Annotated in this window: 8 protein-coding genes and 1 pseudogene; 6 read left to right on the top strand and 3 right to left on the bottom strand. The window is 75.1% G+C overall.

Going from position 1 to position 15298, the window contains the following annotated elements; genetic code table 11:
- Positions 1 to 10: 10 nt before the first annotated feature.
- Complete coding sequence (locus ACIO6U_RS27155) at positions 11 to 1951, bottom strand: acyl-CoA dehydrogenase family protein (protein ID WP_401723043.1); 1941 nt, start codon at positions 1949 to 1951, stop codon at positions 11 to 13.
- 155 nt (positions 1952 to 2106) lie between these two features.
- Positions 2107 to 3567, bottom strand: coding sequence for an aldehyde dehydrogenase family protein (locus ACIO6U_RS27150; protein WP_355346583.1), 1461 nt, complete (start codon positions 3565 to 3567; stop codon positions 2107 to 2109).
- Positions 3568 to 4123: 556 nt separating this feature from the next.
- Between ACIO6U_RS27150 and ACIO6U_RS27145 the strand changes: the two genes are divergently transcribed.
- The 6 genes and pseudogenes from ACIO6U_RS27145 to ACIO6U_RS27120 all read left to right on the top strand — a co-directional run bounded on the left by ACIO6U_RS27145 (position 4124) and on the right by ACIO6U_RS27120 (position 13679).
- The gene (locus ACIO6U_RS27145; RefSeq protein WP_401723040.1) at positions 4124 to 4657 is read left to right on the top strand and encodes a CU044_2847 family protein; all 534 of its coding nucleotides are present in this window, start codon (positions 4124 to 4126) and stop codon (positions 4655 to 4657) included.
- Positions 4654 to 5163: pseudogene (locus tag ACIO6U_RS27140) on the top strand (trypsin-like peptidase domain-containing protein); the annotation flags it as partial. The gene ACIO6U_RS27145 and the pseudogene ACIO6U_RS27140, both read left to right, overlap by 4 nt.
- 307 nt (positions 5164 to 5470) lie before the next feature.
- Positions 5471 to 5617 (top strand): hypothetical protein, encoded by a 147-nt coding sequence (locus tag ACIO6U_RS27135; RefSeq protein ID WP_401723121.1) that lies wholly within the window; start codon positions 5471 to 5473, stop codon positions 5615 to 5617.
- 4 nt (positions 5618 to 5621) lie between these two features.
- The gene (locus tag ACIO6U_RS27130) at positions 5622 to 7349 is read left to right on the top strand and encodes a hypothetical protein (protein WP_401723037.1); all 1728 of its coding nucleotides are present in this window, start codon (positions 5622 to 5624) and stop codon (positions 7347 to 7349) included.
- A 54-nt stretch (positions 7350 to 7403) separates the two neighbouring features.
- Positions 7404 to 8516 (top strand): AAA family ATPase, encoded by a 1113-nt coding sequence (locus ACIO6U_RS27125; RefSeq protein WP_401723034.1) that lies wholly within the window; start codon positions 7404 to 7406, stop codon positions 8514 to 8516.
- 12 nt (positions 8517 to 8528) lie between these two features.
- Entirely contained in the window at positions 8529 to 13679 is a 5151-nt protein-coding gene (locus ACIO6U_RS27120) for an SAV_2336 N-terminal domain-related protein (protein ID WP_401723032.1), read from the top strand.
- A gap of 15 nt (positions 13680 to 13694) precedes the next feature.
- On the opposite strand, the gene ACIO6U_RS27115 is transcribed toward ACIO6U_RS27120, so the two are convergent.
- Positions 13695 to 15242 (bottom strand): PucR family transcriptional regulator ligand-binding domain-containing protein, encoded by a 1548-nt coding sequence (locus tag ACIO6U_RS27115; protein ID WP_401723029.1) that lies wholly within the window; start codon positions 15240 to 15242, stop codon positions 13695 to 13697.
- Positions 15243 to 15298: the final 56 nt, after the last annotated feature.

Raw genomic sequence — 15298 nt, 5'->3', positions numbered from 1 at the left:
GTGGCGGCTGTCAGTGCACCGGTCGGCGGACGTTGTCCGCCCGCGACGGGCCGGGCTCGGCCTCCGCGATCCACGGGCCCTCGCGGCTGGCGTCGACGATTCCGGCTTCCAGCCAGGTGAGGTCGCCGTTGAGCACGGAGCGGGTGAGGCGGCGGTCGGTGCTGTCGGTGTTGGTCCACAGCCGGGCGAACAGCTCCTCGGTGCGGATGCGCGACTGGTGGCAGAAGGCGTCGGCCAGACGGCGGGCCTCCCGGCCGTGGTCGCCGGTCGCGGCAAGGTGCTGGGCGCGGACGCAGGCGGCGCTCATCGCGAAGAGTTCCGCGCCGATGTCGACGATCCGGGCGAGGAAGTTCTGCTTGGTCTCCATCCGGCCCTGCCAGCGCGACATCGCGTAGAAGGTGCAGCGGGCCAGCTTGCGCGCGCTGCGCTCCACGTACCGCAGGTGTCCGGCGAGCGGCCCGAATTCGGCGTACGCGTGCGGGAGCTGGCCCGGGCCCGCGACCAGTTTGGGCAGCCAGCGGGCGTAGAAGCCGCCCGCCTTGGCGCCCGCCTTGGCCTTGTCGCCCAGGGTGGTGTCGGGGTCGATCAGGTCGCCCGCCACGGACAGGTGGGCGTCGACGGCCTCGCGGGCGATCAGCAGGTGCATGATCTCGGTGGAGCCCTCGAAGATCCGGTTGATCCGCAGGTCACGGAGCATCTGCTCGGCCGGGACGGCGCGCTCGCCGCGGGCGGCCAGCGAGTCGGCGGTCTCGAAGCCGCGCCCGCCGCGGATCTGCACCAGTTCGTCGGCCATCAGCCAGGCGGCCTCCGAGCCGAAGAGCTTGGCCAGCGCGGCCTCGATCCGGATGTCGTTGCGGTCCTCGTCCGCCATCTGGGACGACAGGTCCAGTACGGCTTCGAGCGCGAAGGTGGTGGCGGCGATGTACGCGATCTTCGCGCCGACGGCCTCGTGCTCGGCGATCGGCTTGCCCCACTGCTCACGGGCGGCCGACCACTCGCGGGCGATCTTCAGGCACCACTTGCCCGCGCCCGCGCACATGGCGGGCAGCGACAGGCGGCCGGTGTTCAGGGTGGTCAGCGCGATCTTCAGGCCCGCGCCCTCGGCGCCGATCCGGTTCGCTGCCGGGACGCGGACCTGGTGGAAGCGGGTGACGCCGTTCTCCAGACCGCGCAGGCCCATGAAGGCGTTGCGGTTCTCCACGGTGATGCCCGGGGAGTCGGCTTCCACGACGAAGGCGGTGATGCCGCCCCTGTGGTCCTCGTAGGTGTCCGCGCCGCCGTCCGGCTTCGGCACCCGGGCCATGACGACGAGCAGGTCGGCGATGACGCCGTTGGTGGTCCACAGCTTCACGCCGTCGAGTACGTAGTCGTCGCCGTCGCGGACCGCGCTGGTGGCCAGCCGCGCCGGGTCGGAGCCGACGTCGGGCTCGGTGAGCAGGAAGGCGCTGATGTCGGTACGGGCGCAGCGCGGCAGGAACTTCTCCTTCTGCTCCCGCGTGCCGAACATCTTCAGCGGCTGCGGTACGCCGATCGACTGATGGGCCGACAGCAGCGCGCCGATCGCGGGGCTCGCGGAACCGGCGAGGGCCAGCGCCTTGTTGTAGTACACCTGGGTGAGGCCGAGGCCGCCGTACGCGGTGTCGATCTTCATCCCGAAGGCGCCGATTTCCTTCAGGCCCGCGATCGTCTCGTCGGGAATCCGCGCCTCACGCTCGATCCTGGCGCCGTCGACCTTCGTCTCGCAGAAACCCTTGAGCAGGTCGAGGAACGCCTCGCCCTTCTCCACCGCCTCGGCCGCGGGCAGCGGGTGGGGGTGGATCAGGTCGAGGCGGAAGCGGCCGAGGAACAGTTCCTTGGCGAAGCTGGGCTTGCGCCAGTCCTGTTCTCTGGCGGCCTCCGCCACCTGACGTGCTTCGCGCTCCGAGACCTTGCGTGCGGTGGGTGCGGACACGGTTGCGTCACCTCCGGGTAGCCGGTTACCAACCGGTGCTACTTGTCCGTACTACCCGAATCCGGCCGACCCGACCATCCGCGGCGCGAGGTCGGCCGAATCCCTCGGGCCCCGGAGGCCGGTGCCTGGAGGTCCCGTGTCTGGAGGTCCTGTGTTTAAAGGTCCAGGCCGGTGAGGACCAGCACGCGCTCGTACGTGTAGTCGTCCATCGCGTACTTGACGCCTTCGCGCCCGGTGCCGGAGTCCTTCACACCGCCGTACGGCATCTGGTCGGCGCGGTAGGAGGGCGCGTCGCCGATGATGACGCCGCCGACCTCCAGTTCGCGGTGGGCGCGGAAGGCGGCCTGGAGGTCGTGGGTGAACACGCCGCTCTGGAGGCCGAAGCGGGAGTCGTTGACGGCGGCGAAAGCCTCGTCGGTGCCGTTCACCCGGTGCAGCGACAGGACGGGGCCGAATGCCTCGGCCGAGGCGAGGACGGCGTCGGCGGGCAGGTCGGCCAGGACGGTCGGGGCGTAGCTCGCGCCGTCCCGCACCCCGCCGGTCAGCAGCTTGGCGCCCTTGCCGACGGCGTCGTCGACCCAGGAGGCGACGCGCTCGGCGGCGGCCTCGCTGACCAGCGGACCGACGTCGGTCGCGTCGTCGGCGGGGTCGCCGACCGCCTGCGCGCGCACCTTGGCGACGATCTTCTCGGCGAGCGCGTCGTAGACGGCGGTATCGGCGATGACACGCTGCACCGAGATGCAGGACTGGCCCGCCTGGTAGTTGGCGAAGGTGGCGATCCGGCTTGCCGCCCAGTCCAGGTCGGCCTCGGACGACCAGTCGGCGAGGACGACGGCGGCGGCGTTGCCGCCGAGTTCGAGGGTGACGTGCTTGCGCGGCACGGAGTCCATGATCTGGTAGCCGACGGTGTCGGAGCCGGTGAAGGAGATCACCGGCAGCCGCGGGTCCTGGACCAGCGAGGACATCCGGTCGTTCGCCACCGGCAGCACGCTCCAGGCGCCCTCGGGCAGGCCGGTGGTCTCGGCGAGGAGTTCGCCGAGCAGCAGCGCGGACAGCGGGGTCGCGGGGGCGGGCTTGAGGATGATCGGCGTGCCGACCGCGATGGCCGGGGCGATCTTGTGGGCCACCAGGTTGAGCGGGAAGTTGAACGGCGCGATGCCCAGCACCGGGCCGCGGCTGAAGCGGCGGGTCAGCGCGAGCCGCCCGACGCCGCCGGCGTCGGTGTCCAGCCGCTGCGCCTCGCCGCTGTTGAAGCGGCGGGCCTCCTCCGCGGCCCAGCGGAAGACGGACACGGCGCGGCCGACCTCGCCGCGCGACCACTTCATCGGCTTGCCGTTCTCCGCCGTGATCAGCCGGGCGACCTCCTCCGACCGCTCCGCGAGCCGCTTCGACACGTGGTCGAGCGCCGCCGCGCGCACATGGGCGGGCGTCGCCGAGAACGCGTCCTGCGCGGCCGCTGCCGCCGCCACCGCCTCCTCGACCTGGGCGTCCGTCGGCACGCTCACCCGGCCGACCGCCGCGCCGTCCCACGGGCTGGTCACATCGAAGGTGTCCGTACCGGTGGCCTCACGGCCCGCCAGCCAGAACGCGTACGCGGCTGCGCCTGTCGTTGTCACGGTGGGTCCCGCCCTTCAGAAGTTCGATTGTGCTGCCGTCCCGTCTCTCACGGTAGGCGCGCCCGCGGACACCGCACGTTGTCCACGACGTAGTACGTGCCCACTGACGCGCGCCGTAATGGCCGGAATGGCCCGGCGCTGCGAGGGGGCCGGTCTTCCGGGGCCCGGCGGCGGCCGGACGGGGTGTACCGGGCGGGGTCCGGTGGGGCGTCGGGGCCGGGGGAAGGCGGGGCCGGACTTACGTGGACCGCCTGGGGCCCGGCGGCGGTCGGTGGACCGCCGGTGCCGGGGACGGCAGGGGCCGGGCTTATGGGGACCGGCCGCGTTCGGCAGCGGCCCGGCGGGGCGACCGGAAGCCTTCCGGCGGCGGCTGGTGAGGCTCCGGCCGGAGGCCGCGCGGGCGGACGGCGTCGGGTACGGCCCCAAGAGGGCCGGGGTAACGGCCGGGGTACGGCCGGTCGGCGGCAGCGGCTTCGGCCGGGGGGGCAGGTGGGGAAAGCCGCACGGCGTGCCCTCGGGCGCCTCTATCCTGCTGGCGGGACGGGGAGGGAACGCCATGACGGAGACCGTGACGATCGACCTGGGCGACGGCTCGACGGTGGAGGCCGAGGTCATCGGCGACCTCACCTTCCGGCAGCCCGGTGAGGCCGCCTCCGGCGCGGGCGGCGCCGACGCGTACGGCGACGTCGGTGTCGACGTCGGCCGCCGCGCCGCCGCGCTGGGCTCGGCCGTCGCCCTGAGCCTCGGCCAGGTGCGCGACACCGTCCGCAGTGTCGGCCGCTGGGCGGCCGAAACGGTGACGGAGGGCGGCGCCGCCGGTTCCCCCGACGCCTTCGAGGTCGAATTCGGCCTCAATCTGGCCGTGAAGTCCGGCCAGCTCTTCGGGATCATCGCGGAGGCGGGCAGCGAGGCCAGCCTGACCGTACGGCTCTCCTGGGACCTGGCGGCGCGCAGAGCCCGCGCGGAAGCGGCCGAGGCGGCCGTGGCGGCTGAAGCGGCTGAAGCGGCCGTCACGGCGGTGGTCGGAGCCGCCGCGGACGGGACCGGCCCGGCCGGGGACACGGGCTCCGGGTCCGGCGGACAGCCGTGAGCGCTGGGGCCGTCGCCTGGTGGGGCGCCGGGCCGCTGGGCGGCGAGGCGCACTTACGCGCGGTGTGGCTGGAGATCGGCGGGACCTTCCGGGGCAGCGGCTTCCTCGTACGGGACGGGCTCGTCGTCACCGCCGCGCACGTGGTGGCCGGAGCGGCCGGAATCGTCGTACGTCACCCGTCCGGCGGTGGTCCCGTGGCGGCGGACGGCGTACGGGCGGTGCCTCCGCACAGCGACGGCGGGCGCTTCCACCCGTATCCGGACCTGGCGCTGCTGACCGTGGCCGGGTGGTCCGGGCACCCCGTCGCGTCGCTCGCGGCCAGCGACCCCGAGCCGGGCACCGAGGTGACGGCGCTCGGCTACTCGGAGTTCACCCCCTCCCCCGGCGTCCAGCCGGACTCGCTCGCGCTGCGCACAGGAGCCAGGTCAGGCGACTTCTTCCGGGTGCTGGGCGACGGCGTCCGCGAGGGCTTCAGCGGCAGCATGCTGCTCGACCGGGCCGGTCTCGTGGTCGGTGTGGTGAAGGGCAGCCGCTCGTACCGGGACGACCGGGGCGGCTGGTGCACCCCGGTCTCGGCCCTGCGCGGCCTCCTCGGTATCGCCGACGCCCCGGCCGGCTCCGCCGCGACGGCCGCCGCGCCCGGCCCGCCGCCCACCGACATGGAACTGGTCGACGCCCTGCTGGCGTTCCCCTCTCTGGGACGCGCGGACAACCGCTACGACCTGCTCGACCGGATGGGCGACCACCTCGGCCTGCCGTACTCCTTCGAGGTGGAGGAGCGGCCGGGCCGCCGGGACCACCCTCTTCCGGCTGGTGCTGAGCTGCCGCCGGTTCCGGGACGAGGGGGCCGCGTGGCGCGCCCTGTTCACGGCGATGGAGGAGATCGTGCCGGACGACCGGGCCCTGGAGCGGCTGCGCGACCTGGTCGGGCGGGCGATCGGCGGCTGGGGGGACGCGTAGCGCGATGGGTTCCGTGGAGGGGAAGTGGACGGCGAAGCGCCTGCTGGCCAAGGTCGGCAGGGCCGGGGACGGTCCCGGTCCGGCGGCCGACGGGGGTCCGTGGCCGGTCGGCGCGGCCGAGCTGCTGGGTGAACTGCTGGAGGACTTCCCGCAGTTGTCCCGGCACGGCGACCGGCTCGACCTGCTCCAGCGGATGGACGAGGCGGCGGAGCGCCACGAGCCGCGGCCGTACGATCCGGGCGGCGTGCGGGGCGCGCGCCGGGCCCGCTTCCGGCTCGACGTCCGCGAGGAGTTCGTCGCCCGCGCCCACCTGCGCAATCTCGTCGGCGCGATCGAGACCCGCCCCGACCCCGACGCGGCACTGGACGCGCTGCGGGCGGCGCTGCGCGGTCAGGCGCCGTACGACAAGGCCCTGCCGTGGCTGGAGTTGGCCGTCCTGGGCCTGACCGGCGCGGCGCCCCTGCCGCCCGACGCCTCGCTCACCGTCCTCACCGCGCTGCGCGCGGACCTCCCGCATCTCCCCTCCCCCGCCCAGCTCGCGCGCCATGTCCCGCACGGCGCGCCCGGCACCGCGCTGCTCACCGGCCGCGAGACCCTGCCGGAGATCCTGGTGCGCCTGTCCGACCTGCGGGGCGGCGGCCCCGGCGGCGACGCGGGCCGGGCGGTACCGCTGCTGCGCTTCCTCGGCTCCGTCACGGCCGACACCGACCTCGCCGCGTACGCCCGTTGGGCGGCGCTGCGCGAGCTGCTCGGCGCGCTGGGCGGCGGCCGGGCCGGGGACACCGGGACGGCCGGCGGCGGAGCGGAGAGCCCGGAGGCCGCCGACCGGCTGATCGTGCAGATCCGCGTCGAGGCCGCGGGCCCCGAGCATGTCGAGGACGGCAGCTACGAACTGCGCGGCGCCTACTACCGGCAGGCCGTGCACGGCGGCCCGCTGCGCCGGGTGGCGGCGCTGCCGCCCAGCGAGCCCTTCCGCCGCAGCGAGCTGACCGGCGCGGGCAGCGCGCGGATGTCGGCGTGGACGGAACTGGCCCGCGAGGTGCGCGGCGCGGGCGGCGGTGTACGGGTCGAATTCCTGCTGCCCGAGGCCCTGTTGGGCTACAGCGCCGAGCTGTGGTCGGCCGGGCCGACCCGTACCCCGCTCGGCCAGCACCACCCCGTCGTCGTACGGTCCCTGGAGCGGTACACCGACTCCTGGGTCATCGGCGCGTGGCGGCAGCGCTGGCAGCACCTGCGCCGGGACCCGCAGCGAGCGGCGGCGAGCCCGCTCGGCGGCGGGAACGGCGACACGGCCGGAACCGGGGCTCGGGAGGCGGACCCGGCGGACGACGCGCTCGGCAGGATCTCCTGGCCCCGGCTGCACGGGCGGTCCGCCGCGACTGAGCTGACCGAATCCCTCGTACGGCAGCCCGAGTTGGCCTGCCTCGGCCTGACCGTGCCGTACGACCGGCTCTCGGCCCACCTGCTCGCGGCCGTGAAGGACGCGCTGTACACCGAGGGCGTGCCCGTCATGCTGTGGCGGCGCGACCCCGGCGACCCGCGCGAGCTGGTGACGGCGCTGCGCGCCCACCCCCCGGCCCGGCTGCTCGACCTGCCGGAGACCGTGCACCGCTGCCGCAAGTACGGCAGGACGGCGGGCGCCGACGACGTGCGGAACAACATCACGCTGCTCTGGGACGACCCGGACAGCGTGGACGCCGACCAGGACACGCCGTACGCGGGGATGGCCTGACATGCGGACGACGCGCACAGGACGCACAGGACGCAGAGGACAAGGAGCGGTGCGGTGACGGCGAACGGCGACGACTGGTGGGTGTACCGGGGTACCGGCACCCCGCACGACGGCATCGACGGCCTGCCGGAGGCCCCCGCCTGGCGGGCCTTCGGCACCGAGTACGGCGACCCCGGCGAACTGCCCCCGCCGCCCGCCGACGGCACGGGACCGGGCGCGGACGGCGCGACCGCCAGGCGGCTCGGCCGCGACCGCCAGGCCGTCGCCTATCAGGCCGACCGGCGCGAGGTGCAGCTCGTCAACCTGGCCCTGCACCTGCGCCGCCCCCTGCTCATCACGGGCAAGCCGGGAGTCGGCAAGTCGACACTCGCCTACGCGGTCGCCCACGAACTGCGCCTCGGTCCCGTGCTGCGCTGGCCGATCACCAGCCGCGCCACCTTGCGCGACGGCCTGTACGCGTACGACGCGATCGGCCGTCTGCACGACGCGGGCATGGGACGCGGTCCGGCGGGGAGCACGGGCGGCGCGGGGAGGGACGGCACCGGGGGCGGCACCGGGGGCGGCACCGGCAGGGAGGAGCCGCCGCCCGTCGGCCGCTATCTGCGGCTCGGTCCCCTCGGTACGGCGCTGCTGCCCTGGCGGCACCCGCGGGTGCTGCTCATCGACGAGATCGACAAGAGTGATCTCGATCTGCCCAATGACCTGCTGAACGTCTTCGAGGAAGGAGAATTCGGGATTCCGGAACTCGCCCGGCTGGGGCCGGGTGATCAGGAAGTCATGACCGCGGACGGTGCGCGGACGGCCACCGTCACTGGCGGGACGGTGCGCTGTGCTCAGTTCCCCTTCACCGTCTTGACGAGCAACGCCGAGCGGGAGTTCCCGGCCGCGTTCCTGCGTCGCTGCGTCCGGCTGGAGATCCAGCCGCCGGACGCGGACCGGCTCGCCGCGATGGTCACCGCGCACCTGGGACCCGGCGCCCCCGGCGCGGCGGCCGAACGCGCCGCGGTCATCGCCGAGTTCCTGCGCCGCCAGCGCGAGGAGGGCGCGGAGCTTGCCAACGACCAGCTCCTGAACGCTCTGTTGATGGCCGACCGCGGCCTGTGGTCGGGCCGGCAGGACCGCGAGTTCATCGAGAGCGTCCTCCTCCGCCCCCTCAACGAGTCCTGACCCGCGCCCGCCATGCCCCCACCGCCACCGCCACCGCCGCGGCCACCCGAGCACCCCGACGGGCTCAGGGCCGTACTGGCCGGGCTCCTCGGCGGCCACGAGGACGGCCCCACGGCTGTCGAAATGGCCGATGTGGTGTGGCTGGCACGGCTGGCCGGACTGGCGGCGGAAGACGGGGCCGACGAGGTGGACGGCGGCGGCCCGGAGGAACCGCCGCGGGCGGTCGCACCGGAACCGGACCCCGTACGGCCGGGCCCCGAACCGGCGGAGCGGGAGCGCGCACCGGACCCCGGACCCGGACCGCGCCGCCCACCGGCCGCGCCCGCCGCCCCCGCCCCGCGCGTCGGCCTGCACTCGCTCACCAAGGCCGCGCCCGCGCCCGGCGGCCCCGCCGCGCATGTCGTGCGGGTCACCCAGCCGCCCGCGCTCAGCGGTTCCCTGGACCTCGCCCGGGCCCTGCGCCCGCTGCGCCAGTCCGTGCCCGCGCCGGGACCCGCGGTCCTCGACGAGGAGGCCACCGCCCAGGCGACCGGCGAGGCGGAGTATCTGCTGCCGGTCTGGCGGCCGGCGAGCGAACGCCGGTTCTCCGTCGACCTGTTGATCGACACCGGCGCCACGATGGCGGTCTGGCACCGCCTTGCCACCGAGCTGTGCACGGTGCTGGAGCGGCACGGCGCCTTCGGCGACGTACGGTGCTGGTCGCTGTCGACCGACGGCCCCGCGCCGCGCCTGTCCCCCTTCCGCCGCCGCAAGTCCGCCCGCCCGGCGGCCCCGGCGGGTCCCGCGGGTCCGCGCTGGAGCCGCGCCCTGGAGGACCCCGCCGGCCGGGCGCTGCTGCTCGTGCTGACCGACGGCGTCGGCCCCGCCTGGTACGGCGACGAGCTGCCCGAATTCCTGGCCCGCGCGGGCCGGGAACGCCCGGTGGCCGCGCTCCAGGTCCTGCCGCGCAGGCTGTGGCACCGCACCGCGCTGCGTACGGCGCCCGTCGAATTGCGGGTGCCCGACGCGGCGCGGCCGGTCGCCGAGGTACGGACGGCCGCCGCCGTGCCGGGCCTGCCGCGCGGCGCCCGCCCGCACGGCGTGCGCTGGCTGCCGGTGATGGAGGTGGACGGCGCCTGGCTGGCACCCTGGGCCGGTCTGGTCGCGGGCCGCGTGCCCGGCTGGTCCCCGATGCTGGCGGCGCCCGTACACGGCGCGCCCCGGCCCGCGCGCGCCGCCGCCCCCTCGGAGCCGCCGGGCCCCGCGGAGCGCGTCGCCCGCTTCCGTTCCGGCTGCTCCCCCGACGCCTTCCGCCTCGCCTGCCACCTCGCGGCGGCCCCGCTGAGCCTGCCCGTCATGCGGCTCGTCCAGCAGGCCACCGTCCCCGGCTCCGGCCAGACCGACCTCGCCGAACTCTTCCTCTCCGGCCTGATCGAGCGCCGCGGCCCCGCCCCCGATGACGCGCCCGCGCCCGCACCGCCCACCGACCCCGACGAGGTCGTCTACGACTTCGCCCCCGGCGTCCGCGACGCGCTGCTCGCCGAGCTGACCCGTACCGAATCCCTGCACGTCCTGGACGACGTCCTCGCGCGCGTCTCCGGCCGCGTCGCCGCGACCTTCGGCGGCACCCTGGACTTCCGGGCGCTGGCCTCCCTGGCCGTCGACGCCGCCTCGGCCCCGGCGGCGGCCCCCGAGAACGGCGCCTCCGGCCGGCTCCTGCCCGAACGCAGCCTCCCCTTCGCCGAGGTCGCCGCCGCCGTCCTCAGCGGCGCGGGCGGTCAGCACCGGGCGCTGGCACGGCAGTTGACGGCAGCGGCCGAGGGACGCGCCCTGGACGTGCTCGACGCCGGGCCGCAGGAGGGGCCAGCAGCGACGCCGCACGCCTCCACCGTCCCGCACCCCGAACGCCTCCTCCCCGTCCCGCCGGTCACCACCCCGCCCGATCCCGAGCGGATGATCGGCCGCGCCCCCGAACTGGACACCCTGAAAAGGACGTTGCGACCCTCCCCCGCCGACCGCACGGCGGACCGCGGCTGGAGCATGCCCTCGGTGGCCGTCGTCGTCGGCGCGAACGGGTCGGGCCGCACCCGCCTGGTGCAGGAGTACGTCCGCACGTACGGGCCCCGGCACAGCTTCGTCCACCGGATCGACGCACGGACCCGGCAGAGCCTGCGCGAAGGGCTGACCGCGCTGGAGTCCGCGCTCACCCCGGACCGGGAGCACCGCTCCGCGCCCCCCACGGACCTGTGGGCACGCCTGGGCGCACACCGCGACTGGCTGCTGATCTTCGACCGGGTCCGGTCCTACGGCGAGGGCCTGCGCGAGGCGCTGGAGGGATGCCTTCCCCCGTACGGCCGGGGCTCCGTGCTGTTCACCGTGGCCTCCCTCGACGGCGTTCGCGACCCGTCGAGCCTGGGCACCGTCGTCACCCTCGGCGAGCTGACCCGCGCCGAGATCATGGACCACCTCACCGCGAACATCGAGCCCGACCTGCTGGCGCTGGACCGCTCCACCCCGAGCAGGCTCTACGAACTGGCCCAGCGCATGCCGACCAACCCCGGCGCGCTCCAGGCGATCGACGTACGGGCCGAGTTCGGCCGCCTGTTCGGCAGCCCCGACGAACCGGTCCTGCCGCTGTACGAGTGGGCCACCGCCAAGGGCGACCGGGGCCTTGCCGGTTACGTCTGGGGCGGCAGCGTGTGGCTGGTGGCGGCCGGTTACGGCCAGGGCGCGCACCTGTGGGACGCGGCCGGGAGCGCGGGCCCGGGCGTACCGCTGGAGGGCGGTCCCGACGCCGTGCAGACGCTCACCGTCTTCCCCGACGCCAACGGCCGTCCGCAGGCCGCCGTCGCGGGGATCGGCGGCGCCGTCTCCCTCTGGGACCTCCTTGCGGGCACACGGACGCGCACCCTCGTCGCCGGCCCGTCGTTCGGGGCGCACCTCCTGACGACCTTCACCGACGCGGACGGACGGCTCGTCCTGGTCACGGCGGGCCCTGACGTCGCCCTGCGCTGCTGGGACCCCGGGACCGGCATTGAATTCGGCTCGGCCCTCACCCCCTTGGTGGGCCGCGTCCGCGCCCTCACCTTCTTCACCGGCCCCGGCGCACGGCCGCTCTGTCTCCACGTGACCGGGGACCACCCGCCGGAGAACCGCACCGTCCACGTCAGGGACGCCGCCAGCGGCGAGGAGGTCGACAGCGACCTGCCCGCACGGCTCGGACAGGTGGAGGCGCTCACCACCGTCCACGTCCACGGCCGGCCCGACCTGGTCGCGGCGACCGACGCCGAGGGCACGGTCACGCTCTGGGACACCGCGTCCGCTCAGCCGGTCGGCACCGTCGCCACCGGGGACACCAGCCGTGTGGTGGCCGTCGCCGCCTTCAACGGCACTTACGGCAGGCCCCTGTTGGCCACGGCCTCGTCCTTCGGCCGCGCGCGGATCTGGGACGTGGCGTCGGTGACGGCGGGGTTCACGGCGCGGGAGGCGGCCGACGCCGGTCCGTTCTCCCCGGTGCTTCCCCTCAGCCCCGACCTGCTGCTCACTCTGTGGCTGCTGGACTTCCTCGACACCGGCGACGGCGTCACAGGAGCCACGGTGTCCGCGCTGTGGGCGTCGTGGCCGGAGGGACGCGGTCCGTCCTCCGAACTCCCCGTCGACACCGCACGGTTGGTGGAAGGCAATCTGGCCGAGGCCGACGGGACGGCGCTGCGACTGACCGAGTCGGCCCGTACCGCCGTGCGGGCCCGGGTGACCCGCCAGGACGCCGCGCGCTTCCGGCGCGCGCTGGTCGGGACCCTGTCCCGCTTCTACCCGGAGCCGACCCCCGATCCCGCGACCTGGACCGCGTACGAAAGTGGGCCGCCGTTCGGCGAGTTGGTCGGGCGGGTCATGGATACCCGCGAGGACCAGGTGCTCCCCACCACCGACCCCATCCTCACGCTGCTCGTGAACTGGAGCCGGTATCAGCTGCTGCACGGCTCTGCGGCGGAGGCCGAACGGCTGGCCCTGATCGCGCTGGGCGACGACAGGCCCCTGTCGAGGTCGCTGTTCATCCCCAACGAGCGCCAGAGTTGGCGGATCATCTCCCTGCGGGCACGGATGGCGCGCGGCCTGGTGCGGCAGGCGCTGGAGCGCTGCACCGAGATCGAGGCGGCTCCCGGCGCCGGGCGCGGTTCGCCTTCCGCGAAGGAGGAGGCTGCGCTGGCAAGAGCCGAACTCGCGCTGTGGTGTGGCTCGTTGGATTCGGCGAAGGAGGAATACCTGAGGCTGGAGCCGACGGTGTCTCAGCGTGGTCGGCGCCTTGTCGGCCAGGGTCTCCTGAGGCACGGGTTCGTGACCGGCGACCTCAGCCGGGCGTCCCGGTCGTACGGCCGGTCGCCGGAGCCGTCGTCCTGGGGAGGTCGCAGGGACGACATGACGGCGGAACTCCTCGACAGCTGCCGGGACTCGTTCCTCGACGCCTCGATCGCGGCCGCCAGGGACGAAGTGTCATCGTCCGCCATCGGTGCCGCTGTGCCGCTGGCCGAGGAGGCACTCCTGCGGTTGCGCCTCGGCGCCGCCGACAGCGGCACCGAGGCCGACCTCGCGTCTCTGGCCACGGCCGCGACACGCGAGCACTTCGATCTGTACCTGGCCCTCACCGAATTGCTCGCGACAAGCCTCGCGCAGTACGCGTCCGGCTCGCAGTGGGCCGAGCGGGAACCGTACAGCGACGACCGGTGGTATCCGGCCATCACCCGCGCCCAACGGCACATCGATGCGATGCGGCCCTTCGTGGAGCGCGCGAACGTCGAACGGCCGCATCTCTACGCGCGGTTCAGGACGGCGGAGGGCCATGTGCTGCTGGCGGCCGGGGACGTCCAGGCGGCGGCGGTCCAACTGCTGCGCGCGCGCGACGCCACCGTGGACGTCTACGGCTCCCGGTGCCCGCTGCTGCCGCGCCTGGAACTGCTGCTGGCCCGCGCCCGTGAACTGGCGGGTGACCGGTCGCGGGCCGAGGGGCACCTGTCCGCCGCCGAGTCGCTGCTGGACAGCCTCTTCGCCGACCGCCCGCACCAGGACCGGGTGACCGCGCTGCGGGCCAAGTCCCTGCTGGCGAGGCGGCGTTCGGACGCGCGGGACGCCGAGCGGCAGGCGCAGAGCATGGCCGCGCGGCTGCTGGCCGACAACCGGCGGGGCTGACCGCGGGTCAGCGCCTCACGGCCCGGTCTTCAGCGCCAGCCACAGCTCCATCCGCACGTCCGGGTCGTCCAGCGAGCGGCCCAGGATTTCCTCGACGCGCCGCATGCGGTAGCGGAGCGTGTGGCGGTGGACGCCCAGGTCGGCGGCGGCGGCGTCCCATTGGCCGTGGTGGGAGAGCCAGGCGTGCAGGGAGGCGACGAGGTCGCCGCGGGAGGTGGCGTCGTGGTCGCGCAGCGGCCGCAGCAGACCTTCGGAGAAGGCGCGGACGGCGTCGTCGGCGAGGAGGGGCAGGACGGAGCCCGCGCCGACCTCGCCGTGCTCGACGAGGTTGCGGCCGCGGCGCAGGGCGACGGCGAGGGCGCGTTCGGCCTGGCGGTGGGCCTCGGGGACCTCGGCGGGGAGTACGGGCGCGGACAGTCCCGCGGCCAGCGCGTCCTCGGCCTCGGCGAGGTCGGCGGCGGTGGACAGGGCCATGGACTCCTCGGCGGCCAGCACGATCAGCCGGGGGCCCTCGCGGACCGCGAGGAGTGCGTCGCCGGAGCGGGAGGCGACAGCCTCGGCGCGTTCGCCGAGGAGGGTGACGGCGTCGGCGCCCGCGGTGGCGTGGGCCTCGGCCGGTTCGGCGATGAGCACGCGGACCGGGTGGTCGAGGAGGGTGCCGTAGAGCTTGCCCGCGACGCTGCGGGCGTGGCCGGGCTCCCCGGCGAGCAGCATCCGCAACAGGGCGGCGGCCAGGCGCTGTTCGGCGTCCTGGAGGGTGCGGGACTGTTCGAGGGAGAGGGTGAGCAGGGCGACGGCGGCGTGCACGACGTAGCGCGCGGCGGTGTCGAGGCGTTCCTCGGTGCCGACGGCGAGGAAGCCGCGGGGGCGGCGGCCGGTGCCCAGGGACTGGAGTTCGACGCGGTCCTCGCTGCCCGCGGGTCCCGCGACGGCGGCGCTGGCCGGGGCGGGGGTGTCGCGCAGCCGGTCGATCTCGCCCGCGAGCCGGGCGGCCCTGCGGCCCGCCCAGTCGGGGGCCGCGGCCAGGACGGCGCCTGAGGCGTCGTAGAGCGCGGCCCAGCCGTCGAGGTGCTGGGCGAGGCGGCTGAGGAGCGCGGCGGTGCCGTCGGGGGCGAGGGCGGCGCGGGTCAGTTCGCGCTGGGCCTCGAAGCCCGCCGTGACGGCCTTGTACTGGTCGGCGGCGACGGCCGCGGAGACGGCTTTGCTGATGGCGATGAACGGGGTCTTGCGCGGTACCTCGAACAGCGGCAGCCGGGCGGTCTCCGCCGCGGCCACCAGGGCGGGGGGCGCGGCGTCGTGGCCGACCCCGACGCCGAAGCCGAGGCCGACGACTCCGGCCGCCGCCAGCCGCGTCACGTACGCGCGTATGTGCTCCGCGTCGTCCACGGGCAGTTTCAGGCCGGTGGTGAGCAGCAGTTCGCCGCCCTCCAGGTACGGTCCCGGGTCGTCCAGCTCGCTGGTGTGGACCCAGCGCACTTCGGTGTCCCCCAGCCGGTCGCCTCCGGCGAGGACGGTGAGCTTGAGGACCGAGTGGTGGGCGAGGGACGCGAGCGTGAGGGGCATAGGTGCCTGGTACGGGAGAAGGCCGATTTTTGGCCGACCGGGAGCGGTCGCCACCC

Source organism: Streptomyces sp. NPDC087422 (assembly GCF_044744145.1).
Lineage (GTDB): Bacteria > Actinomycetota > Actinomycetes > Streptomycetales > Streptomycetaceae > Actinacidiphila.
This window is presented reverse-complemented; position numbering and strand designations above follow the sequence as displayed.

Excerpts from the sequence above, each read along its gene's own strand:
- ACIO6U_RS27115 (WP_401723029.1), bottom strand. The coding sequence starts at position 15,242 with ATGCCCCTCACGCTCGCGTCCCTCGCCCACCACTCGGTCCTCAAGCTC.
- ACIO6U_RS27120 (WP_401723032.1), top strand. The coding sequence starts at position 8,529 with ATGCCCCCACCGCCACCGCCACCGCCGCGGCCACCCGAGCACCCCGAC.
- ACIO6U_RS27130 (WP_401723037.1), top strand. The coding sequence starts at position 5,622 with ATGGGTTCCGTGGAGGGGAAGTGGACGGCGAAGCGCCTGCTGGCCAAG.
- ACIO6U_RS27145 (WP_401723040.1), top strand. The coding sequence starts at position 4,124 with ATGACGGAGACCGTGACGATCGACCTGGGCGACGGCTCGACGGTGGAG.